Source organism: Rhodococcus sp. 7Tela_A2, from assembly GCF_049311045.1.
In the GTDB taxonomy this organism is placed as follows: domain Bacteria; phylum Actinomycetota; class Actinomycetes; order Mycobacteriales; family Mycobacteriaceae; genus Rhodococcus.
In genome coordinates this window covers 1-17504 of the sequence record NZ_JAXION010000090.1, presented here as the reverse complement: position 1 = coordinate 17504, position 17504 = coordinate 1, and the positions used below count along the sequence as shown (strand labels likewise).

At 67.9% G+C, this 17504-nt stretch carries 21 protein-coding genes; 7 read left to right on the top strand and 14 right to left on the bottom strand.

Features of this window, described 5'->3' with window-relative positions; genetic code table 11:
* The first annotated feature begins 99 nt into the window (after positions 1–99).
* Positions 100–780 carry an amino acid ABC transporter permease gene (locus TVH25_RS15985; protein ID WP_169620635.1) on the top strand — a complete coding sequence of 227 codons (681 nt, stop codon included), beginning with the start codon at positions 100–102 and terminating at the stop codon, positions 778–780.
* Complete coding sequence (locus TVH25_RS15980) at positions 777–1679, top strand: amino acid ABC transporter permease (protein WP_169652393.1); 903 nt, start codon at positions 777–779, stop codon at positions 1677–1679. Before TVH25_RS15985 ends, TVH25_RS15980 begins: the two co-directional genes overlap by 4 nt.
* Before the next feature lie 4 nt (positions 1680–1683).
* Here TVH25_RS15980 and recX read toward each other — a convergent pair whose 3' ends face one another.
* The 6 genes from recX to TVH25_RS15950 all read right to left on the bottom strand — a co-directional run bounded on the left by recX (position 1684) and on the right by TVH25_RS15950 (position 6153).
* On the bottom strand, positions 1684–2325 hold the full coding sequence (gene recX, locus TVH25_RS15975; protein ID WP_422424783.1) for a recombination regulator RecX: 642 nt from the start codon (positions 2323–2325) through the stop codon (positions 1684–1686).
* 97 nt (positions 2326–2422) lie between these two features.
* Positions 2423–3463 carry a recombinase RecA gene (recA, locus tag TVH25_RS15970; RefSeq protein WP_169620632.1) on the bottom strand — a complete coding sequence of 347 codons (1041 nt, stop codon included), beginning with the start codon at positions 3461–3463 and terminating at the stop codon, positions 2423–2425.
* A 202-nt stretch (positions 3464–3665) separates the two neighbouring features.
* A complete protein-coding gene (locus TVH25_RS15965; RefSeq protein ID WP_169652395.1) occupies positions 3666–3860 on the bottom strand; it encodes a DUF3046 domain-containing protein in 195 nt (64 codons plus the stop codon).
* An 88-nt stretch (positions 3861–3948) separates the two neighbouring features.
* Positions 3949–5094 carry a glycosyltransferase gene (locus TVH25_RS15960; protein WP_296550890.1) on the bottom strand — a complete coding sequence of 382 codons (1146 nt, stop codon included), beginning with the start codon at positions 5092–5094 and terminating at the stop codon, positions 3949–3951.
* A gap of 39 nt (positions 5095–5133) precedes the next feature.
* Entirely contained in the window at positions 5134–5853 is a 720-nt protein-coding gene (locus tag TVH25_RS15955) for a PIG-L deacetylase family protein (RefSeq protein ID WP_422424782.1), read from the bottom strand.
* Between the two features lie 123 nt (positions 5854–5976).
* Positions 5977–6153 carry a hypothetical protein gene (locus TVH25_RS15950; protein WP_169620629.1) on the bottom strand — a complete coding sequence of 59 codons (177 nt, stop codon included), beginning with the start codon at positions 6151–6153 and terminating at the stop codon, positions 5977–5979.
* A gap of 250 nt (positions 6154–6403) precedes the next feature.
* Between TVH25_RS15950 and TVH25_RS15945 the strand changes: the two genes are divergently transcribed.
* The 3 genes from TVH25_RS15945 to TVH25_RS15935 are packed head-to-tail and all read left to right on the top strand — an operon-like array spanning position 6404 to position 8303.
* Positions 6404–7000 (top strand): biotin transporter BioY, encoded by a 597-nt coding sequence (locus TVH25_RS15945; protein WP_169620628.1) that lies wholly within the window; start codon positions 6404–6406, stop codon positions 6998–7000.
* A gap of 20 nt (positions 7001–7020) precedes the next feature.
* Positions 7021–7701, top strand: a complete 681-nt coding sequence (locus TVH25_RS15940; RefSeq protein WP_169620627.1) for an energy-coupling factor ABC transporter ATP-binding protein — start codon at positions 7021–7023, stop codon at positions 7699–7701.
* A complete protein-coding gene (locus TVH25_RS15935; RefSeq protein WP_378529100.1) occupies positions 7698–8303 on the top strand; it encodes an energy-coupling factor transporter transmembrane component T family protein in 606 nt (201 codons plus the stop codon). The genes TVH25_RS15940 and TVH25_RS15935 overlap by 4 nt, the downstream gene beginning before the upstream one ends.
* Before the next feature lie 25 nt (positions 8304–8328).
* Here the strand turns inward: TVH25_RS15935 and pspM are convergent, their stop codons facing one another.
* From pspM to pgsA, 5 genes are all read right to left on the bottom strand, one after another.
* The gene (gene pspM / locus TVH25_RS15930) at positions 8329–9144 is read right to left on the bottom strand and encodes a phage shock envelope stress response protein PspM (RefSeq protein ID WP_169620625.1); all 816 of its coding nucleotides are present in this window, start codon (positions 9142–9144) and stop codon (positions 8329–8331) included.
* 33 nt (positions 9145–9177) lie between these two features.
* Positions 9178–9987, bottom strand: a complete 810-nt coding sequence (locus TVH25_RS15925; RefSeq protein WP_169620624.1) for a PspA/IM30 family protein — start codon at positions 9985–9987, stop codon at positions 9178–9180.
* 192 nt (positions 9988–10179) lie between these two features.
* On the bottom strand, positions 10180–10569 hold the full coding sequence (locus TVH25_RS15920; RefSeq protein ID WP_169620623.1) for a helix-turn-helix domain-containing protein: 390 nt from the start codon (positions 10567–10569) through the stop codon (positions 10180–10182).
* 101 nt (positions 10570–10670) lie between these two features.
* Positions 10671–11177 (bottom strand): CinA family protein, encoded by a 507-nt coding sequence (locus tag TVH25_RS15915; RefSeq protein WP_169620622.1) that lies wholly within the window; start codon positions 11175–11177, stop codon positions 10671–10673.
* Positions 11174–11851, bottom strand: coding sequence for a CDP-diacylglycerol--glycerol-3-phosphate 3-phosphatidyltransferase (gene pgsA, locus TVH25_RS15910; RefSeq protein ID WP_422424781.1), 678 nt, complete (start codon positions 11849–11851; stop codon positions 11174–11176). Before pgsA ends, TVH25_RS15915 begins: the two co-directional genes overlap by 4 nt.
* A 43-nt stretch (positions 11852–11894) precedes the next feature.
* On the opposite strand from pgsA, the gene TVH25_RS15905 reads away from it, so the two are divergent.
* Complete coding sequence (locus TVH25_RS15905) at positions 11895–12422, top strand: amino-acid N-acetyltransferase (protein ID WP_378528292.1); 528 nt, start codon at positions 11895–11897, stop codon at positions 12420–12422.
* Positions 12423–12461: 39 nt separating this feature from the next.
* Positions 12462–12746: a YciI family protein gene (locus tag TVH25_RS15900; RefSeq protein ID WP_422424780.1), complete on the top strand. Its 285-nt coding sequence runs from the start codon at positions 12462–12464 to the stop codon at positions 12744–12746.
* Positions 12747–12759: 13 nt separating this feature from the next.
* Here the strand turns inward: TVH25_RS15900 and TVH25_RS15895 are convergent, their stop codons facing one another.
* The 3 genes from TVH25_RS15895 to TVH25_RS15885 form a co-directional block, all read right to left on the bottom strand.
* Complete coding sequence (locus TVH25_RS15895; protein WP_422424779.1) at positions 12760–13743, bottom strand: TerC family protein; 984 nt, start codon at positions 13741–13743, stop codon at positions 12760–12762.
* 165 nt (positions 13744–13908) lie between these two features.
* Positions 13909–16638: a DNA translocase FtsK gene (locus tag TVH25_RS15890; protein ID WP_422424777.1), complete on the bottom strand. Its 2730-nt coding sequence runs from the start codon at positions 16636–16638 to the stop codon at positions 13909–13911.
* Between the two features lie 125 nt (positions 16639–16763).
* Positions 16764–17387 (bottom strand): TIGR03085 family metal-binding protein, encoded by a 624-nt coding sequence (locus tag TVH25_RS15885; protein ID WP_169652400.1) that lies wholly within the window; start codon positions 17385–17387, stop codon positions 16764–16766.
* Between the last annotated feature and the right edge of the window lie 117 nt (positions 17388–17504).

Sequence of the window (17504 nt, the reverse complement as noted above, 5' to 3'; positions counted from 1 at the left end):
CCCCCCCCCCCCCCCCCCCCCCCCCCCCCCCCCCCCCCCCCCCCCCCCCCCCCCCCCACCGCTCCGGCAACCGCCCTCCCCTCGATCCGGAGTAGACCTGTGGATCTGTTGAGCAAGTACGGAAGCCAGCTGCTCGATGCGTTCTGGACCACCATCCAGCTGACGGTCGTGTCGGCGATCGGCGCGCTGGTCCTCGGAACGATCCTCGCGGGCATGCGGGTTTCCCCCATCCCCGTCGCGAGGGCCATCGGCACCGCCTACGTGACCATCTTCCGTAACACGCCACTGACGCTGATCATCATTTTCTGCCTGTTCGGGTTGTCCCAGACACTCGGAGTGAAACTCGCCTCGGAGTCCTCCCCGACGTTCCTCGTCGACAACAACTTTCGCCTCGCGGTGCTCGGTCTGACCGTGTACACCGCCGCGTTCGTGTGTGAGTCCCTGCGCTCGGGCATCAACACCGTGTCGCTCGGGCAGTCCGAGGCCGGGCGCTCACTGGGCCTGACCTTCGGGCAGAACCTCCGGCTCATCGTGCTGCCCCAGGCATTTCGTGCGGTGATCGCGCCGCTCGGTTCGGTGCTGATCGCCTTGACGAAGAACTCGACCATCGCCTCGGTGATCGGTGTCTCCGAGGCGTCGCTGCTGATGAAGACGATGATCGAGAACGAAGCCGCGATCTTCGCGATCGGTGGCATCTTCGCCCTCGGGTTCGTGATCCTGACCCTCCCGACCGGCCTGCTCTTCGGCTGGCTCAGCAAGCGATTCGAGGTAGCACGATGAGTGCCAGCGGAAGCGTTCTCTACGACGTACCGGGCCCCCGCGCGAAGGCGATCTACCGGATCCTGTCGGTGGTGGTGGTCGCGCTACTGCTGCTCGCCGCGTGGTTCATCTACCGAGCACTCGACTCGCAGGGTCAGCTGACCGCGGCGAAGTGGGAGCCGTTCCTCGAATCGACCAGCTGGACAACGTATCTCCTCCCCGGCATCCGGGGAACGCTCATCGCAGCGGCCGCATCGATCGTTCTGGCGCTGATTCTCGGTGCTGTGCTGGGCATCGCGCGCATGTCGGATCATCGCCCGGTACGTATCGTCGCCGGCACCATCGTGGAACTGTTCAGGGCCGTTCCCGTCCTGATCCTCATGATCTTCGCCTACCAGGTGTTCGCCGAGTACCGCGTGTTCAAGTCGGATTATCTGGCACTCGCTGCGGTGATCACCGGCCTGACGCTCTACAACGGATCGGTGATCGCCGAGATCGTGCGAGCCGGCATCAACTCGCTTCCCCGCGGCCAGACCGAGGCCGCATCGGCGATCGGCATGCGGAAGAACCAGGTCATGCGGCTCATCCTGCTGCCGCAGGCGGTCACGGTGATGTTGCCGGCGATCGTGTCGCAGATGGTGATCGCGCTGAAGGACTCCGCGCTCGGCTACCTCATCGGATACGTCGAAGTAGTGCGTTCCGGACAGCAACTCGGCGCCTTCTTCTCCAACTACCTGCCGTCGCTGCTCGTGGTGGCCGCCATCATGATCGTGCTCAACAGTGCTCTGACCCAGTTCGCGACGCGACTCGAGAAGCGTTTGCGTTCCGGACGCGGGAAGAAGGGCGCAGTGCCTGCGGAAAGTCCTCAGACGATCCCTGTGCTGGCCGTCCCGGGCATGGACATCACCGACAAGCGGTGACCTGTCAGTCGGCGGGCAGGTCGCCGGTGTCGGCACCGAGGGCCGCGAGTTCCTGCCGCACCACGTCGAAGGCCATGCCCTGCGCGTAGCCGCGTCGTGCCAGCATTCCCACCAGCCGCCGCACCACCTTGTCTCGCTCGAGCGCACGTTCGCGCCGGTCGCCCTCGGTGGACAGCGGCGGCTGGGTGCGAAGCTTCTTCCGGACCAGTTCGACGGCGCGCTCTCGTTCGTCGTCGCTGTCGATCTGGTCGAGGGCCGCTTCGGCGTCGTCGGCGTCGATGCCCTTGCGCTGCAACTCGAGCGCGATCGCACGTTTTCCTCTGCCGGAGTACAGGTGACGTGACCGCGCCCATTGCTGGGCGAAGTCCGCGTCGTCGATCAGTCCGACCTCGGTGAGACGGTCGAGGGTGCGTTCGGCGACTTCCGCTGTGAAGCCTTTCTGCTCGAGCTTCGCGGCAAGTTCGGCGCGGCTGCGGGCGCGATCGGTGAGCAAGCGAAGGCACACGTCTTTCGCCTGTGCTTCGGTTCCTCCGCCGGGCTCCTTGCCGGTGCCCCGGTCGGTGCGGGAACTGCGGTCGGGCCCGGAGCTTCGCTCGGATCTGCGTCGGCTACTCCCCCGAGTGCCCCCTCGGCTGCTGTCGTCCATGCTGCGGACACTAGAGGAGGACACCGACGGGATACGACGAAGGGACCGACCATACCGGTCGGTCCCTTCCTCACGAACCTCGTGGAAGTCTCGAACTCTAGAAGTCTGCGGGCTCTTCGGCCTCGCCGGCGGTGACGACCGCCCCGATGCCGAGCTTCTCCTTGATCTTCTTTTCGATTTCGTCGCGCACGTCGGTGTTCTCGAGCATGAACTTGCGGGCGTTCTCCTTGCCCTGTCCGAGCTGATCGCCCTCGTAGGTGTACCAGGAACCCGACTTCCGGATGAAGCCGTGCTCGACACCCATGTCGATCAGCGAACCTTCCTTGCTGATGCCGTGTCCGTACAGGATGTCGAACTCTGCCTGCTTGAAAGGAGGCGACACCTTGTTCTTGACGACCTTGACGCGGGTGCGGTTGCCCACCGCGTCGCCGCCGTCCTTGAGCGTCTCGATCCGTCGCACATCGAGACGCACGGAGGCGTAGAACTTCAGCGCCTTGCCACCGGTGGTGGTCTCGGGGCTGCCGAACATCACGCCGATCTTCTCGCGCAACTGGTTGATGAAGATCGCGGTGGTGCCGGAGTTGCTGAGCGCGCCGGTCATCTTGCGCAGTGCCTGGCTCATGAGCCGGGCCTGCAGGCCGACGTGGCTGTCGCCCATCTCGCCTTCGATCTCGGCTCGGGGCACGAGAGCCGCCACCGAGTCGATCACGATGATGTCGAGGGCACCGGAACGGATGAGCATGTCTGCGATCTCGAGAGCCTGCTCACCGGTGTCGGGCTGGGAGACCAGCAGCGCGTCGGTGTCGACTCCGAGGTTGCGGGCATATTCGGGGTCGAGCGCGTGCTCGGCGTCGATGAAGGCGGCGAGACCGCCGTTCGCCTGTGCGTTTGCCACCGCATGCAGTGCCACCGTCGTCTTACCGGAGGATTCCGGCCCGTAGATCTCGACGACGCGGCCACGCGGGAGACCACCGATTCCGAGCGCGACGTCGAGAGCGATCGACCCGGTCGGGATCACTGCGATGGGCTGGTGGGCTTCCTCCCCCAGTCGCATCACCGAGCCCTTGCCGAAGTTCTTGTCGATCTGCGCGAGGGCGAGCTCGAGCGCCTTTTCGCGATCGTGAGTCTGTGCTGCCATGTTGGTCCCCTTCATCGAATCTCGTCCTGCTTGTCGACGACGTTAGAAGCCGGTACCGACAAGTTCGCTGCGGCGAGCACAGAACGTCTCTTCTGTGGATGGATTCGCTGCGTGTGGACGGCGTCGTCACCGCCCGGCCATATCAGCATAGACGAACATCTGTTCGAATGTTCGGAACAGGGCACTCCCCGCTGCGCTGCGGTCACCGTCGCGCCGGTGGCACATCGAACTCTTCGCACAAAGCCCGCCACACCTCCCGAGGTTCCTGGCCTGCCTCGATCGCCTGGGCGGCGGTACGGCCACCCAGTTCGAGGAGCACGTGGTCGCGCAGCAGGGCGTCGCCGTGCATCTGCCCGAATTCGTCTCGGACCATCTCGTGGAATTCCGTCAACCGCACGCGCCCCACGGTAGTCGTCCCCGACGACGCGGTGCCGCATCCGCCCCGCGGCAATTCGATCTTCCCGAGTTCCTCACCGCACCGTGCTTCAGCGGAGGGCGGCCTCGCACACCGCGACCGGGTCCTCGACACTTCCCGCCGTGGCAGCCGCGGCGCGGGCCGCCGCCGCGAACTCCGGGCGCGACAACACCGTCTCCACCGCGGTCCGCACCGCGCCCGCATCCAGCGGCCGCACGACCACGGCGCTGCCCTGGCGGGCCGCACGGTTCGCAAGCTCCCACTGGTCGCCTTCACCGGGAACGATCACGGCGGGAACTCCAGCGCTGAGCGCCTTCGCCAGCATTCCGTGCCCTCCGCCGCACACCACCACATCGGCGGCACGGAGCAGCACGTCCTGACGGCCGCGCCCCGCGACCGCCCAGTCCGGCAGCGAACCGGCCGGCGGGTCGAGCATCGTCGCCGCCACCCGCATCCCCGTACCGCTCAGCCCCTCGCACACCGACTCGACCAGTCCCACGACACCGGTCGTGGCGGTCGACGGTGCCACCATCACCAGCGGCCCGGTGCCGGACGGAGGCTCGAGCACCACGTCGGTGGGTTCCCACAGCAGCGGGCCGACGACGTGGGCGTGCGCGGGCCAGTCGGGCCGGGGCACCTCGAGGGCGGGCACGGTCGCGACGAGGCGCGCGCACGGTCCGGGGTCCCGGGCCGGCAGGCCGATCCCGATCCTCGCGTCCGCCCTGTGCCGGACACCTTTACGCACCGAACTCGCGGTCATGGCACGCAGCACGGTGTCGCGGAGGCGTCCTGCCGCTCCGGTGCCCACGGCGAGCCCGCTTCCGATCGGCGGCAATCCTCGAGACGGGAGGTAGAGGGGGTGCGGCGACAATTCGATCCAGGGAATGCCCAGGCGCTCGGCCGCCATGCCGCCCCCGGCGGTGATGACATCCGACACCACGAGGTCCGGGAGCAGAGCGCTGAGGTCCTGGAGCATTTCGGTCGCGATGTGAGCGGCCCGTCCATGGATCTTGGCCCCGGCATCCGCGTCGTCGTCGTCCGACCGCGGAGCCAGCCCCTTGAGCTCGGCGACGGTCACGCCCGGAACATCGATGCCGAACCAGCGCTCACCGGTGAACAGGATCGCCTCGTGGCCGGCGGCGGCGAACCGGCGCGACAATTCGATCGCCGGAATCGCATGGCCTGCATCGGGTCCTGCCACCACTGCCACTCGCACGCAGCTCAGACTGCCACAGCCGATCAGGACGGTCCGCTGCTACCCCGCGACGGTGAACAGTTCGAACCCGACGGCACGCTCGGCCGGGAACCCCGGCAACGCTCCCGACGACATCTGCACCTGTGCCCGGGCCTGCTCGTCGACGTCCACGGTGCTCAGCGCCTCGAGATATCGCCGGTGCGCCGCGAGCGAGCGCTCGGCGATCTCGACTGTCTCGGTGACGTCGACCGCGTGCGTCGGTGACGGAGTGTTCACCGCGATCCACCGCACACCCGGCCAGGGTTCGAGCCCGTCGCGGGTCAATTCCGGAAAGATCCACTCGTTGGCGGCGTCGGCCACCGCGTCGAGGACGCAGATGCCGAGTGCACGATGGTCCGCGCTGTTGAGGATTCCGGGCAACCAGGTCTCCCCGAAATGGGCGGTCACGACCATCTGCGGCCGGTGCCGCCGGATCGCGGCCGCGATAGCGCGGCGCAGTTCCGGACCCGCGACGAGCAGGCCGTCGGCGTGCCCGAGGAACTCGACGGATTCGACCCCGACGATCCGAGCGGACTCCCGCTCCTCGTCCTCACGTACAGGCGCGGATTGTGCCGGCGGAAGACCGGCGATACCCGCTTCGCCACGTGTCGCGAGGACATACCGCACGTCCTTGCCCTGCCGCGTCCATCTCGCGACTGCCGCCGCCGCGCCGTATTCGATGTCGTCCGGGTGCGCCACCACCACGACAGCGCGTTGCCAGTCCTCCGGTACAGGATCCATGCACTCACTATCCACCCGCACGATCCGGCTCACCGGGCTCCGGGACACACCGCGCGGACGAAGACCCGGCGGTATCTCTACCGCCGGGCCCCCTCTCTGCCGCCGTGGCTGTCCACTGTCCGGTCAGAACCGGGTGACGTGGTCGTCCCTGTCACTGCGCGACATCGCTTTGTACAGCAGATATCCGCCGAAGATGATCGCGCTGAGTACGAGGATGCCGAACAGGTGGTCGAACAGGGCGCCGATCACCGCGAGGCCCACCCACACGAGTGCGACCATTCCTACGATCTTCCAGAACATCGTGTTCTCCCGCCTGGCACCTGAGCACCGTCGCTGTCGTACACACTCGATCCTCACACCGTCACGACGGAAAAACACCACGTCATCGCGTAGTTCAGGAAAAGATCAGGGGATACCCGCAGCGCGCGGCCCGGCCGTCTCAGGGGTGCACCCCGAGCGGGGGTGGTGGCGTGGGGACCCTCCTGGACCCTTACGCTCTACACGTTCGATCCCACTGCTACTCGACCCGCCGTCAGAAGGCTGAGAAAACGTGTCCTCGACCCGTCGTATGCCCGCTCGCGATCTCGCGCAGATCGCCGTCTTCGCCGCTCTGATCATCGCGCTGGGTCTGCCCGGCCAGATCACCATCGGCTCTTCCGGCGTCCCCATCACCCTGCAGTCTCTCGGTGTGATGCTGGCCGGCGCGTTGCTCGGCGCCCGGAAGGGTGTCCTGTCGGTGACGACGGTGATCGTGATCGGTCTCGCCCTCCCCGTGCTGGCGGGCGGACGTACGACGCTCACGTCCCTGGCCGGACCGACCGCGGGTTTCCTGATCGGCTGGATTCCCGCCGTCGCCGTCATCGGGTGGCTGAGCATGCGGATGCTCCCCCGGTACCGGACAGTGCTGGGTGTCGGAGTGAACGTGCTCGGCGGCATCGTCGTCCTGTATGCCCTCGGGATCGCCGGCATGGTGCTCCGGACCGACCTGACGGTGTGGGCCGCGGCCGCCGCGAACGTCGCCTTCCTTCCGGGCGACCTGATCAAGGCTGTCGTCGCCGCTGCGGTCGCGGCGCAGGTCCACCGGGCCTACCCGGCGCTCCTCGCCGCCCGGATCCAGCGGCAGCCCGCAGCCGACCCGACGCACTGACGGACGGAGCGCACCGGTCGATGAGCGAAATCTGCTTCCGGCAGGTCCGTCACTCCTACGGTGACCGGACCGTCCTCGACGGCATAGACCTGACGCTGACCGAGCGACGGGTCGGCATCGTAGGGGCGAACGGGAGCGGGAAGTCGACGCTCGCGCGCATGATCAACGGTCTCGTGGTGCCCTCCGCCGGCGCCGTGACGGTCGACGGTTTCGACACCGCGAAGAAGGGCCGGGAGGTCCGCAAGCGGGTGGGCTTCGTCTTCACCGATCCCGACCATCAGATCGTGATGCCGACGGTCGCGGAAGACGTCGCATTCTCTCTGCGACGCAGCGGACTGGGGAAAGCGGAGCGCGCCGACCGGGTGCGGGAGGTGCTCGCCGAGTTCGGTCTCGCCGGGCACCACGATCATCCGAGCCACCTGCTCTCCGGTGGGCAGAAACAACTGCTGGCACTCGCGGCGATCATGGTCACCGACCCGGACGTGCTGGTGGCCGACGAGCCCACCACCTTGCTGGACCTGCGCAACACCAAGCTGATCGCCCGCACGTTCGCCTCGCTCCGCCAGCAACTCGTGGTGGTGACCCACGCCCTGGATCTGCTCACGGAGTTCGACCGCGTCCTCGTGGTGGACTCGGGTCTGATCGTGGCCGACGACGAACCCGGACCGGCCGTCGCGTACTACCGGAAGCTGATCGGGTGAACACCTTCGGCCTCTACCACCCCGGGACGTCGGTGCTGCATCGAGTGCCTGCCGGACCGAAGCTTGTCGTCACCGCAGCGATCATCGTGGTCCTGAGCCTGTGGATCCGGCAGCCCTGGCAGGTTCTTCCGGCTGCCGTACTCGCGGTGATCGCGTACACGGTTGCACGAATACCCCTGCGGCTCACGGTGATCCAGTTGCGGCCGATCGTGTGGATGCTGGCGTTCGTCGGCGCGTTCCAATGGATCGTCGCGGGCTGGGAACGCGCTGTCGTGATCTGCGGTTCACTGCTCGTCGCCGTCGCACTCGCCGCGCTCGTCACCTTGACGACACGGATGACGGACATGCTCGACGCGATCGTGTCCGCCGCGCGGCCGCTGCGCAGGGTGGGCGTCGACCCGGATCGTGTCGGCCTCGTGCTGGTGATGACCATCCGCGCGATTCCGCTGCTGGGGGCGGTGGTGACCCGGGTGACGGAGGCACGCAAAGCCCGCGGACTCGGATTCTCGCTGCGCGCTCTGGTCGTGCCGGTCGTGGTCGGTGCGCTGATGACCGCCGAAGCGATGGGTGAAGCGCTCGCCGCGCGGGGCGTCGACGACTGAGGGCGGGCTTTCGGTCGCGCGCCGGCTACGGACGGCCGCGATAGCGCCGCTCGATCTGCGCGACGTCCTGCCAGGACAGTGCCCAGCTTTCGAGCTTGTCCGACGTGGTGATCAGCTCCGCTCGATGCTGTTCGAGCAGCGCCATCGAGCGGCTGCCCTCCGGGGCGGCAGCCAGGCGGGCGGCGGCCGCGACGAGTTCCTCGTACTGGTCGACGCCCGACTCGAGCCGCTGACCCGCAGCGGTGATCGCCGTGTCGAGGTGTGCACCTGCCGCCGCACTCCCCCGCGACGCCGCTTCGAGCGCGACGACGTCTTCGACCACTGCGTCGAGCGCGGCCGACGCCGCACGCGCCGCCTCACCGATCTCGTCGAGATCGTCGGCGGCGACAGCGCCGGATCGTGCGATGACGGCGAGCAGCCGGGCCAGGCTCTGCTCGTCGGCGGACAGGCGCTCCATGGGGGCGCGCGCCACCGAGCCTGCGGGAGGCAGAGTCCGGCGGCCCGGTCCGGGTGGAGGTAACGGGAGCGCGTCGAGGCGGCGGAACGTCCGCACCGCCATGACTGCGGGAACGACGAATGCGGCTGTCGCTCCGCCGGTGGCGACGATCGTCCAGTCGGGCGCCGACGCGGCGATGAGTGTGGCCGTACCGATACCCCCGGTGCCGCCTGCTGCGCCGAACAAGCGGGCGCGACGACGGGCCCGGCGCTTCTTGCGACGAAGTCGCGCCGCGGGATCGCGCCAGCGGCGGGCAGCATCGACCGCAGCGCCCGTGGCGTCTCTGAGCACGGCAGCGGCCGGGCCGGAGATGCTTCCGGCCCGGCCGCTTCCGGGTGCGTTCATGGCGAGGTCACGTTCCTGGGGTGGTCGCGTGCGTTACTGACTACCGGCACTGCCCGCAGCGGCCGGCGGCTCCTTGCCGATATCGACGGCGGGCGTCGCGGGCGCACCGGGCAGGGCGTCACCCTTCATGGAGGCGCGGATCTGCTCGAGCCGGCTGTGTCCGGCCATCTGGACGGTCGCCTGCTGGACCTCGAGCATCCGTCCCTGCACGGTGTTCTGCGCGAGCTCGGCAGAACCGAGCGCATTGGCGTAGCGACGCTCGATCTTCTCGCGCACGGCATCGAGACTCGGCGTGGTTCCGGGCGCGGACAAAGTGGAATCCATGGAGCGCAGGGACTCGCTGACCCGTTCCTGCATCTTGGCCTGCTCGAGCTGGCTGAGCAGCTTGGTGCGCTCGGCCACCTTCTGCTGCAATGCCATAGCGTTCTGCTCGACAGCCTTCTTCGCCTGCGCCGCAGCCTGCAGGGACTGGTCGTGCAGCACCTTCAGGTCCTCGACCGACTGCTCGGCGGTGACGAGTTGCGCGGCGAAGGCCTCGGCGGCGTTGGTGTACTGAATGGCCTTCTCGGTGTCGCCCGCAGCACTGGCCTGGTCCGCCATCATCACGGCCTGCCGGGCACTCGCGTTGAGCTTCTCGACCTCGTCCAGCTGGCGGTTGAGCTTCATCTCGAGCTGCCGCTGGTTTCCGATGACGGATGCCGCCTGCTGTGAGAGTGCCTGGTGCTGCCGCTGGGCGTCCTCGATGGCCTGCTGAATCTGGACCTTCGGGTCGGCCTTTTCATCGATCTTGGAGTTGAACAGCGCCATCAGGTACTTCCAACCCTTGACGAACGGATTAGCCATGGGTGTGATCCCGCCTCCATCTGGTACGCCGCGCAGAACGCGACCCGATGCGCGGCCCTCGCGCACCGATTCCGGACCGCCCTGCCGGTCGAATCCCGGCGGTCCAACCTGCCGAGCCCGGATCACCCTGGAGGCGAAGCCGGGATATGTCGCTTGTCCGCGCCGGATGCCCGGTGCGATCTTCAATCCATGTTAGGCGGCAGCAAGCGCCCGCGCCGCCGGTGCAGGGATCACAACTCTGGTCTCTTGCGCAATCCGCGCAGAATCCCGCGCCACCCCGTCGGATCCCGCGAGATCGGAGATACCGACCTCGGCAACCCGCTCGTTCATGCCACTGCGACGGGGAACCGCATCGGCGAGCGACTCGCTCACGTCGGAAAGGACGTCGGAGAGCGGGACGGCGAGCGCGTCGCAGATCGCCGCGAGAAGCTCACTCGACGCTTCCTTGCGCCCACGTTCGATCTCGGAGAGATACCCGAGGCTGACCCTTGCGCTACTGGAGACTTCGCGCAGGGTGCGGCTTTGCGACACACGGGTACGCCGAAGGCTGTCCCCCAGTGCTTCGCGTAGCAACAGCGCCATCGCATCCTCCTTCGTCCTTCGTACCTATACCCCGACAACGTGCAACAGCACCTACGGGTTCCCACTTCTCGATCGAACCTCGAGAACGCGGTGAACAGACATTACAACGCCGAGGTCGTATGCAGGCGGGCGAGTAGTCCCGACACGGCGGCATCGACCGATCCGAGCCGGATGCCCCACCGGTCTCCCGCCACCTCGGGCCGGCCCACGCGGGTACCTCCCGGCCCGCTGATTCCGATGTACACCGTGCCGGGAGGATGTCCGTCCTGGCTGTCGGGTCCGGCCACGCCGGTCAGTCCCAGCCCCCAGGTGGCGTCACATCGGGTACGCGCACCGTCCGCGAGTGCCGCAGCCGTGGACTCGGAGACGGGACCGTCGTGCGCGAGGATCTCGGTGTCGACGCCGGCCAGAACGGCTTTCAGGTCGGTGGCGTACACGATCAGCCCCCCGCGCAGGACCGCGCTGGCGCCGGGAACGCCGGCGATCGTCGCCGCAACCAGTCCTGCGGTGAGCGACTCCGCGGTCGCGACGGTCTGTCCGCGCGCCGACAACTCGGCCACGAGTTCGGCTGCCCGCGTCGCGGAGGCAAGCGGGTCGGCAGCGGTCACGACGACGTCCGGTCCCCGCCGCCGTCGTGCGCAGGTTCGCCGGCCCGCACCGCCGTACGCAGTCTGACCGCCTGCACGACGTAGTCGAGGCCCGTCACGACGGTCAGCACCACCGCGAGCACCATCATCGTCACCGCCACCGGCGCGATCGCGTCGGGCAGCGGGAGCAGGTAGATCCCGATGGCAAGGGTCTGGACGAACGTCTTGGCCTTGCCGCCCCGGCTGGCCGGGATCACGCCGTGCCGCAGCACCGCGAATCGCAGAGCTGTGATGCCCAGTTCACGAGCGGCGATGATCGCGGTGACCCACCAGGTGAGGTCGCCGAGGAGCGAGAGCCCGACCAGCGCGGCACCGATGAGCGCCTTGTCGGCGATGGGGTCGGCGAGCTTGCCGAAGTCGGTGACCAGGCCGTACCGGCGCGCCAACTGGCCGTCGATCCGGTCGGTGATCGCGGCGACCGCGAAGACGGCCGTGGCCGCCAGGCGCCACCCGGTGTCGTGCCCGTCGCCGACGAAAAGCAACACCAGGAACACCGGGACCAGCGCGATTCGCAGCACCGTCAGGATGTTCGCGATGTTCCACAAAGGCACCGGATCGTGCGGGGAACCGGCGTTCGGTCCCGGGGCGGCGCCGCTCCCGCCCGATGCGGCGACGTGCTGGCGGGGCGTGCTCATGGGCCCCACAATATCGCCTGGGGCACGCGCTACTGTTCACCGCATGACAACAGCGGCGCCGGAATCCAGCACAACCGACCGAATGGTCGTGCGTCGGGCCCGAACGTCCGACGTGCCGGAAATCAAGCGGCTCATCGACATCTACTCGGGAAGGATCCTTCTCGAGAAGAACCTGGTGACCCTGTACGAGGCCGTCCAGGAGTTCTGGGTGGTCGAGGTCGGTGCGCGTGTCGTCGGGTGCGGAGCGCTGCACGTGCTGTGGTCCGACCTCGGTGAGGTCCGCACCGTGGCCGTCGACCCGCAGGTCAAAGGGCGCGGCGCCGGTCATCTCCTGGTCGCGCGGCTGATCGAGGTGGCCCGGGAACTCGAGCTCGAGCGGCTGTTCGTGCTCACCTTCGAAGTGGACTTCTTCGCCCGCCACGGATTCACCGAAATCGAAGGCACCCCGGTGACAGCCGAGGTCTACGCCGAAATGTGCCGGTCGTACGATACCGGTGTCGCCGAATTCCTGGACCTGAGCTACGTGAAACCGAACACGCTCGGGAACACCCGGATGTTGCTCACACTCTGAGCCACGACGCCCGTCTCCCACCGGATCGAAGGAAACTTCATGGCCATGTTCGCCGTCGAATACACGTACTCCGACGCCACCGCCGCGGCCCGCGACGAGCACCGCCCGAAGCACCGGGCATGGCTCAGCGGTCTCGTCGAGGACGGACGGGTCCGGGCAACCGGCCCGTGGACCGACGGGTCCGGGGCACTGATTCTGCTCGACGTAGCCGACGAGGCCGCGGCGCGGGACCTGATGGCTCAGGATCCGTTCGCGCCGCGCGGCCGCGGCGATGCGGTACGCATCACCGCCTGGACTCCCGTGATGGGCGCTTTCAGCGGTTAGGCGATCGGCGCCGTCATCGCTTGGCGGATGCTTCCACGTGCCGCGTCCGCAGCAAACTCGCAACCGTGGTGATGATGAGAACACCGACGATCACAGCCAGCGACAAGCCGGTGGAGATCTCGGGCACCGCCACGTGTTCGCCGCCGTTGATCCAGCCGAGCGTGTTCTCGTGCAGCGCGTGCAGCACGAGCTTGACGCCGATGAACGCCAGGATCACCGAGAGTCCGTACGACAGGTACACCAGGCGCTCGAGCAGGCCGCCGATGAGGAAGAACAGCTGCCGCAGACCCATGAGCGCGAACGCGTTCGCGGTGAACACGAGGTAGGGCTCTTCGGTGAGACCGTAGATCGCGGGAATCGAGTCGAGCGCGAACAGGATGTCGGTGAACCCGATCGCGATGAGGGCCAGCAGCATCGGCGTGACCATCTTCTTGCCGTCGATGCGGGTGACGAGCTTGTCGCCGTCGTATTCGTCGTGGACCGGCAGGAACTTACGCGCGAGAACCACCATCTTGTTCTCGGAGATACTTCCCTGGTCCTCACCGTGGTCGCGGATGAGCTTGACGGCGGTGTAGATCAGGAAGATCCCGAAAAGGTAGAACACCCAGCTGTACGCATTGATGGCGGCGGCGCCGACAGCGATGAACAGGCCGCGCATCACGAGGGCGAGAACGATGCCGATCGTGAGCACCTTCTGCTGATACTCCCGCGGCACCGCGAACGTCGCCATCAGGATCACGAACACGAAGAGGTTGTCGACGGACAGTGCCTTTTCGGTGACGTAGCCGGCGAAGTACTCCCCGCCGTACGTCGGCCCCCACACCATGAAGACGAGCACACCGAAGATGATGGCGATCGTGATGAACACCGCGGACCAGAAACCCGATTCGCGCAACGTCGGCGCGTGGGGCTTGCGTACGTGGGCATAGAAGTCGAAGACGAAAAGTCCGACGATCACCGCGATGGTGATCAACCAGGTCGTCAGGGTTACGTGCATACCTCGGCCTTCCGGTAGGTGTATACCTGCCGGAGGTCTCTCCCGCCCTGCACGAATGCCGGACCGACGGCCCCGGAACGGCATCGGCGCCGTACGTGTTGACGAGACCGCCGCGAATTAGGGGATACTCCCCTCCACAGCTGACACGATTGTGCCATATGTGTCTCAGGCGTCCCCGGACCCGGATCCTGCGTCGTCCGGATCGCCGCCGCCGCGGATCGAGTACAGGAGCCCGTCGAGTTCGTCCGGTTTGACGAGCACCTCGCGCGCCTTGCTGCCCTCGCTCGGACCCACCACCCCGCGCGTCTCCATGAGGTCCATGAGTCGGCCTGCCTTCGCGAATCCCACGCGCAGCTTGCGCTGCAGCATCGACGTGGAGCCGAACTGGCTCGTCACGACGAGTTCGACGGCCTGGAGGAACACGTCGAGGTCGTCGCCGATGTCTGCGTCGACGTCCTTCTTCTCACCGGCCTTCGGTGCCGTGACGCCCTCGGTGTACTCGGGTTCGGCCTGGTTCTTCGCGGCGTCGACGACCGCCGAGATCTCCTCGTCGGTGATGAACGCACCCTGCATGCGGACCGGCTTGCCGGCACCCATGGGCAGGAACAGCCCGTCGCCCATACCGATCAGCTTCTCGGCGCCGGGCTGATCGAGGATGACGCGCGAGTCGGTGAGAGAGCTCGTCGCGAACGCGAGCCGCGAGGGCACATTGGTCTTGATCAAGCCGGTCACCACGTCCACCGACGGACGTTGGGTGGCCAGGACGAGGTGGATGCCGGCGGCGCGGGCCTTCTGCGTGATCCGGACGATCGCTTCTTCGACGTCGCGCGGAGCCGTCATCATCAGGTCCGCCAGCTCGTCGACGATCGCGAGGATGTACGGGTAGGGCCGGTAGACACGTTCACTGCCGAGCGGGGCGGTGATCTCGCCCGACTTCACCTTCGAATTGAAATCGTCGATGTGGCGGACGCGATTGGCCTGCATGTCCTGGTAGCGCTGTTCCATCTCCTCGACCAGCCACGCCAGCGCGGCCGCGGCCTTCTTCGGCTGCGTGATGATGGGCGTGATGAGGTGCGGAATGCCTTCGTAGGGCGTCAACTCGACCATCTTGGGGTCGATCAGGATCATCCGGACCTCGTCGGGCGTGGCCCGGATGAGGAGCGAGACCAGCATCGAGTTGACGAAACTCGACTTACCGGACCCGGTGGAACCCGCCACCAGCAGGTGAGGCATCTTGGCGAGGTTCGCGGAGACGAAATCTCCCTCGATGTCCTTGCCGAGACCGATGACCAGCGGATGGTGGTCGCGGCGGGTCGACGGGGCGGCGAGGACATCCGACAGCCGGACCAGTTCGCGGTCGGAGTTCGGTACCTCGATACCGACCGCCGACTTACCGGGAATCGGCGCGAGCAACCGGACGTTGTCCGTCGCGACCGCGTACGCGATGTTCCGGGCCAGCGCGGTGATCTTCTCGACCTTCACGCCCGGTCCGAGTTCGACTTCGTAGCGGGTGACGGTGGGCCCCCGGGTGAAGCCGGTGACCGCCGCATCGATCTTGAACTGTTCGAGGACTTCGGTGATCGACTCGATCATCTCGTCGTTCGCCGGCGACCTCTTCTTCGGCGGATCGCCCTTGGTGAGCAGGCTCAGCGACGGCAGGACGTAATCGCCGTCGACTTCGCGGTCGGGAACGACGAGAGCATGGGCATCGGACTGCTCCGGCACCGGTTCGGGCTCCGGAACCGGTGCCGCCGGAACCGGACGTTTCGCGCGGGTGCGCGCCGGTGCGGGGACGGGTTCCGGCTCGGGTTCGGGCGGCGGCGCCGCGGCGGTGGCCTCGTCGTCCGGCCACAGGGGCAGTATCTCGGTCTCGGCCTCGAATTCGTCGGGTGGGTAGTTCTCGACGGGGGTGCGGCGACGACGCGACCTGGTCTTTTCCGTGCGATACCCGTCGTCGTAGAGACCGGGATCGTCGTCGTAGTAGTCCCCGTATTCGTCCCCGTATTCGTCGTCCGCGGGGTATTCCAGGCCGAAGTACTCACGGAACAGTTCGGGCAGTTCCCGGATGGTGGTGCCGGTGAGCAGAAGAATGCCGAATCCGGCGGCGAGGAGCATCAGCGGAACGGACAGCCACGCGGTCAGTCCCGCGGTGAGAGGTCCGCCGACCGCGGCGCCGACGAAACCGGCGCCCTCGGATCGACCGGTCGCATCCCCCGGGAGGCCGGACGCAACGTGCCACAGCCCGAATGCCGGGAGAGCGACGAGAAGCCCACCGAGCACGAGCCTCGGGCGGATCTCGGGGAACGGTTCGGTACGCATCAGGGTCAGGGCGATGCCGATGGCGACCAGCGGGAGCACCGCTCCCGCGCCGCCCACAACGGCGCGCACACCGGTCTCGACCCAGTCCCCGACCGGACCTCCGACACCGAACCACAGCGATCCTGCGACGACCACCCCGACTGCGACGAGTCCCAGCGCGATACCGTCCCGCCGATGGCCGTGCTCGATGTCGGTGGCCATGCCCATGGTGCGCGCGGTGGCACCGAGCGCGCGCGCCGCCATGAACCATCCGGCGGCGACGCCCTTGCCGAGCGCGCCGAGTACCCCGCCGGAGGTGCGGGACCGCCGCGCTGCGGCGCCGCGTGGAGTGTTGGCGCGGGGCCGGGGCGAGCGGCGGGTTCCGGCCGAGCCCGTCCCGCGGGACGTTCGCGCTCCGCCCGACGTCTTCGCCGTCGCGCCTCGGCCCGCTGCTGCCCTACCGGTACCGGCCTTCGCCTTTCCCGACTTGGCCGAGGCCGCACGGGACCGGTTGGCACCGCCGGACGAGCCGCGTGCCCCCGTCCGCGACCGTGAGGTCGTTGAGGACGAAGCGCGACTGCCCGACTTTCCTGCCATAACCGCCAGGGTAACCGCCCGGGCCTCTCGTGAACCATGTGCAACACGGGTAACGCCGGGCGGCACTGGTCACAGGTGGTGCGGCGCTCTCGGCCACGACGCCGCGACGATGCGGGGCCGGTCGGTCACACTCCGCGCTTGGATCCGTCGATCTCGGCGACGGCGCTCGGCTCGCCCTCCTTGTCGACGTGCACCGCGTCGCGTCCGAACGCGTGAAGAAGTAGTTCCGCGGGCTCGCCCCGAAGGACGACGCTGCGAGGCCCACGCTTCCGGACGGTGACGCGCTCGCCGTCGGGGCGCTCGAAGACGACGGTGACATCGGACCCGCCGTAGCTGGTGCGCGCGAACATCCGCCCGGTCCTCCACAACTGGTCCTGGACCTCGGTGGAGAGGCGTCGCGGTTCCCATCCCTGCTGGGCGCGGCGCACATCCTCGTGGTGCACGAACATTTCCACTGCGTTGGCCACGGAGTCCAGGAGGAAGAGCGGCGACCACTTCGGCGGACCGGAGTCGACCTCGGACAGCAGGTGAGACCACTGCTTGTCGGTCGCCTCGCGACGGACCTTCTCCGTGTGGCCGGCGAAGGCCGGGATCATGATTCCGGGCATCGTGTCGACCCGGCGCTCTCGGACGAGGAGATGCGCGGCGAGATCGCGGGTCGTCCAGTCGCCGCAGAGGGTGGGCGCGTCGGGACCGACCTCGGACATCGTGCGGACCAGGGCATGTCGTTCCGTGCGGGCAAGACTCATCCGGCCACTCTATCGACGGCACGGGCGGGGGGGGGGGGGGGGGGGGGGGGGGGGGGGGGGGGGGGGGGGGGGGGGGGGGGGGGGGGGGGGGGGGGGGGGGGGGGGGGGGGGGGGGGG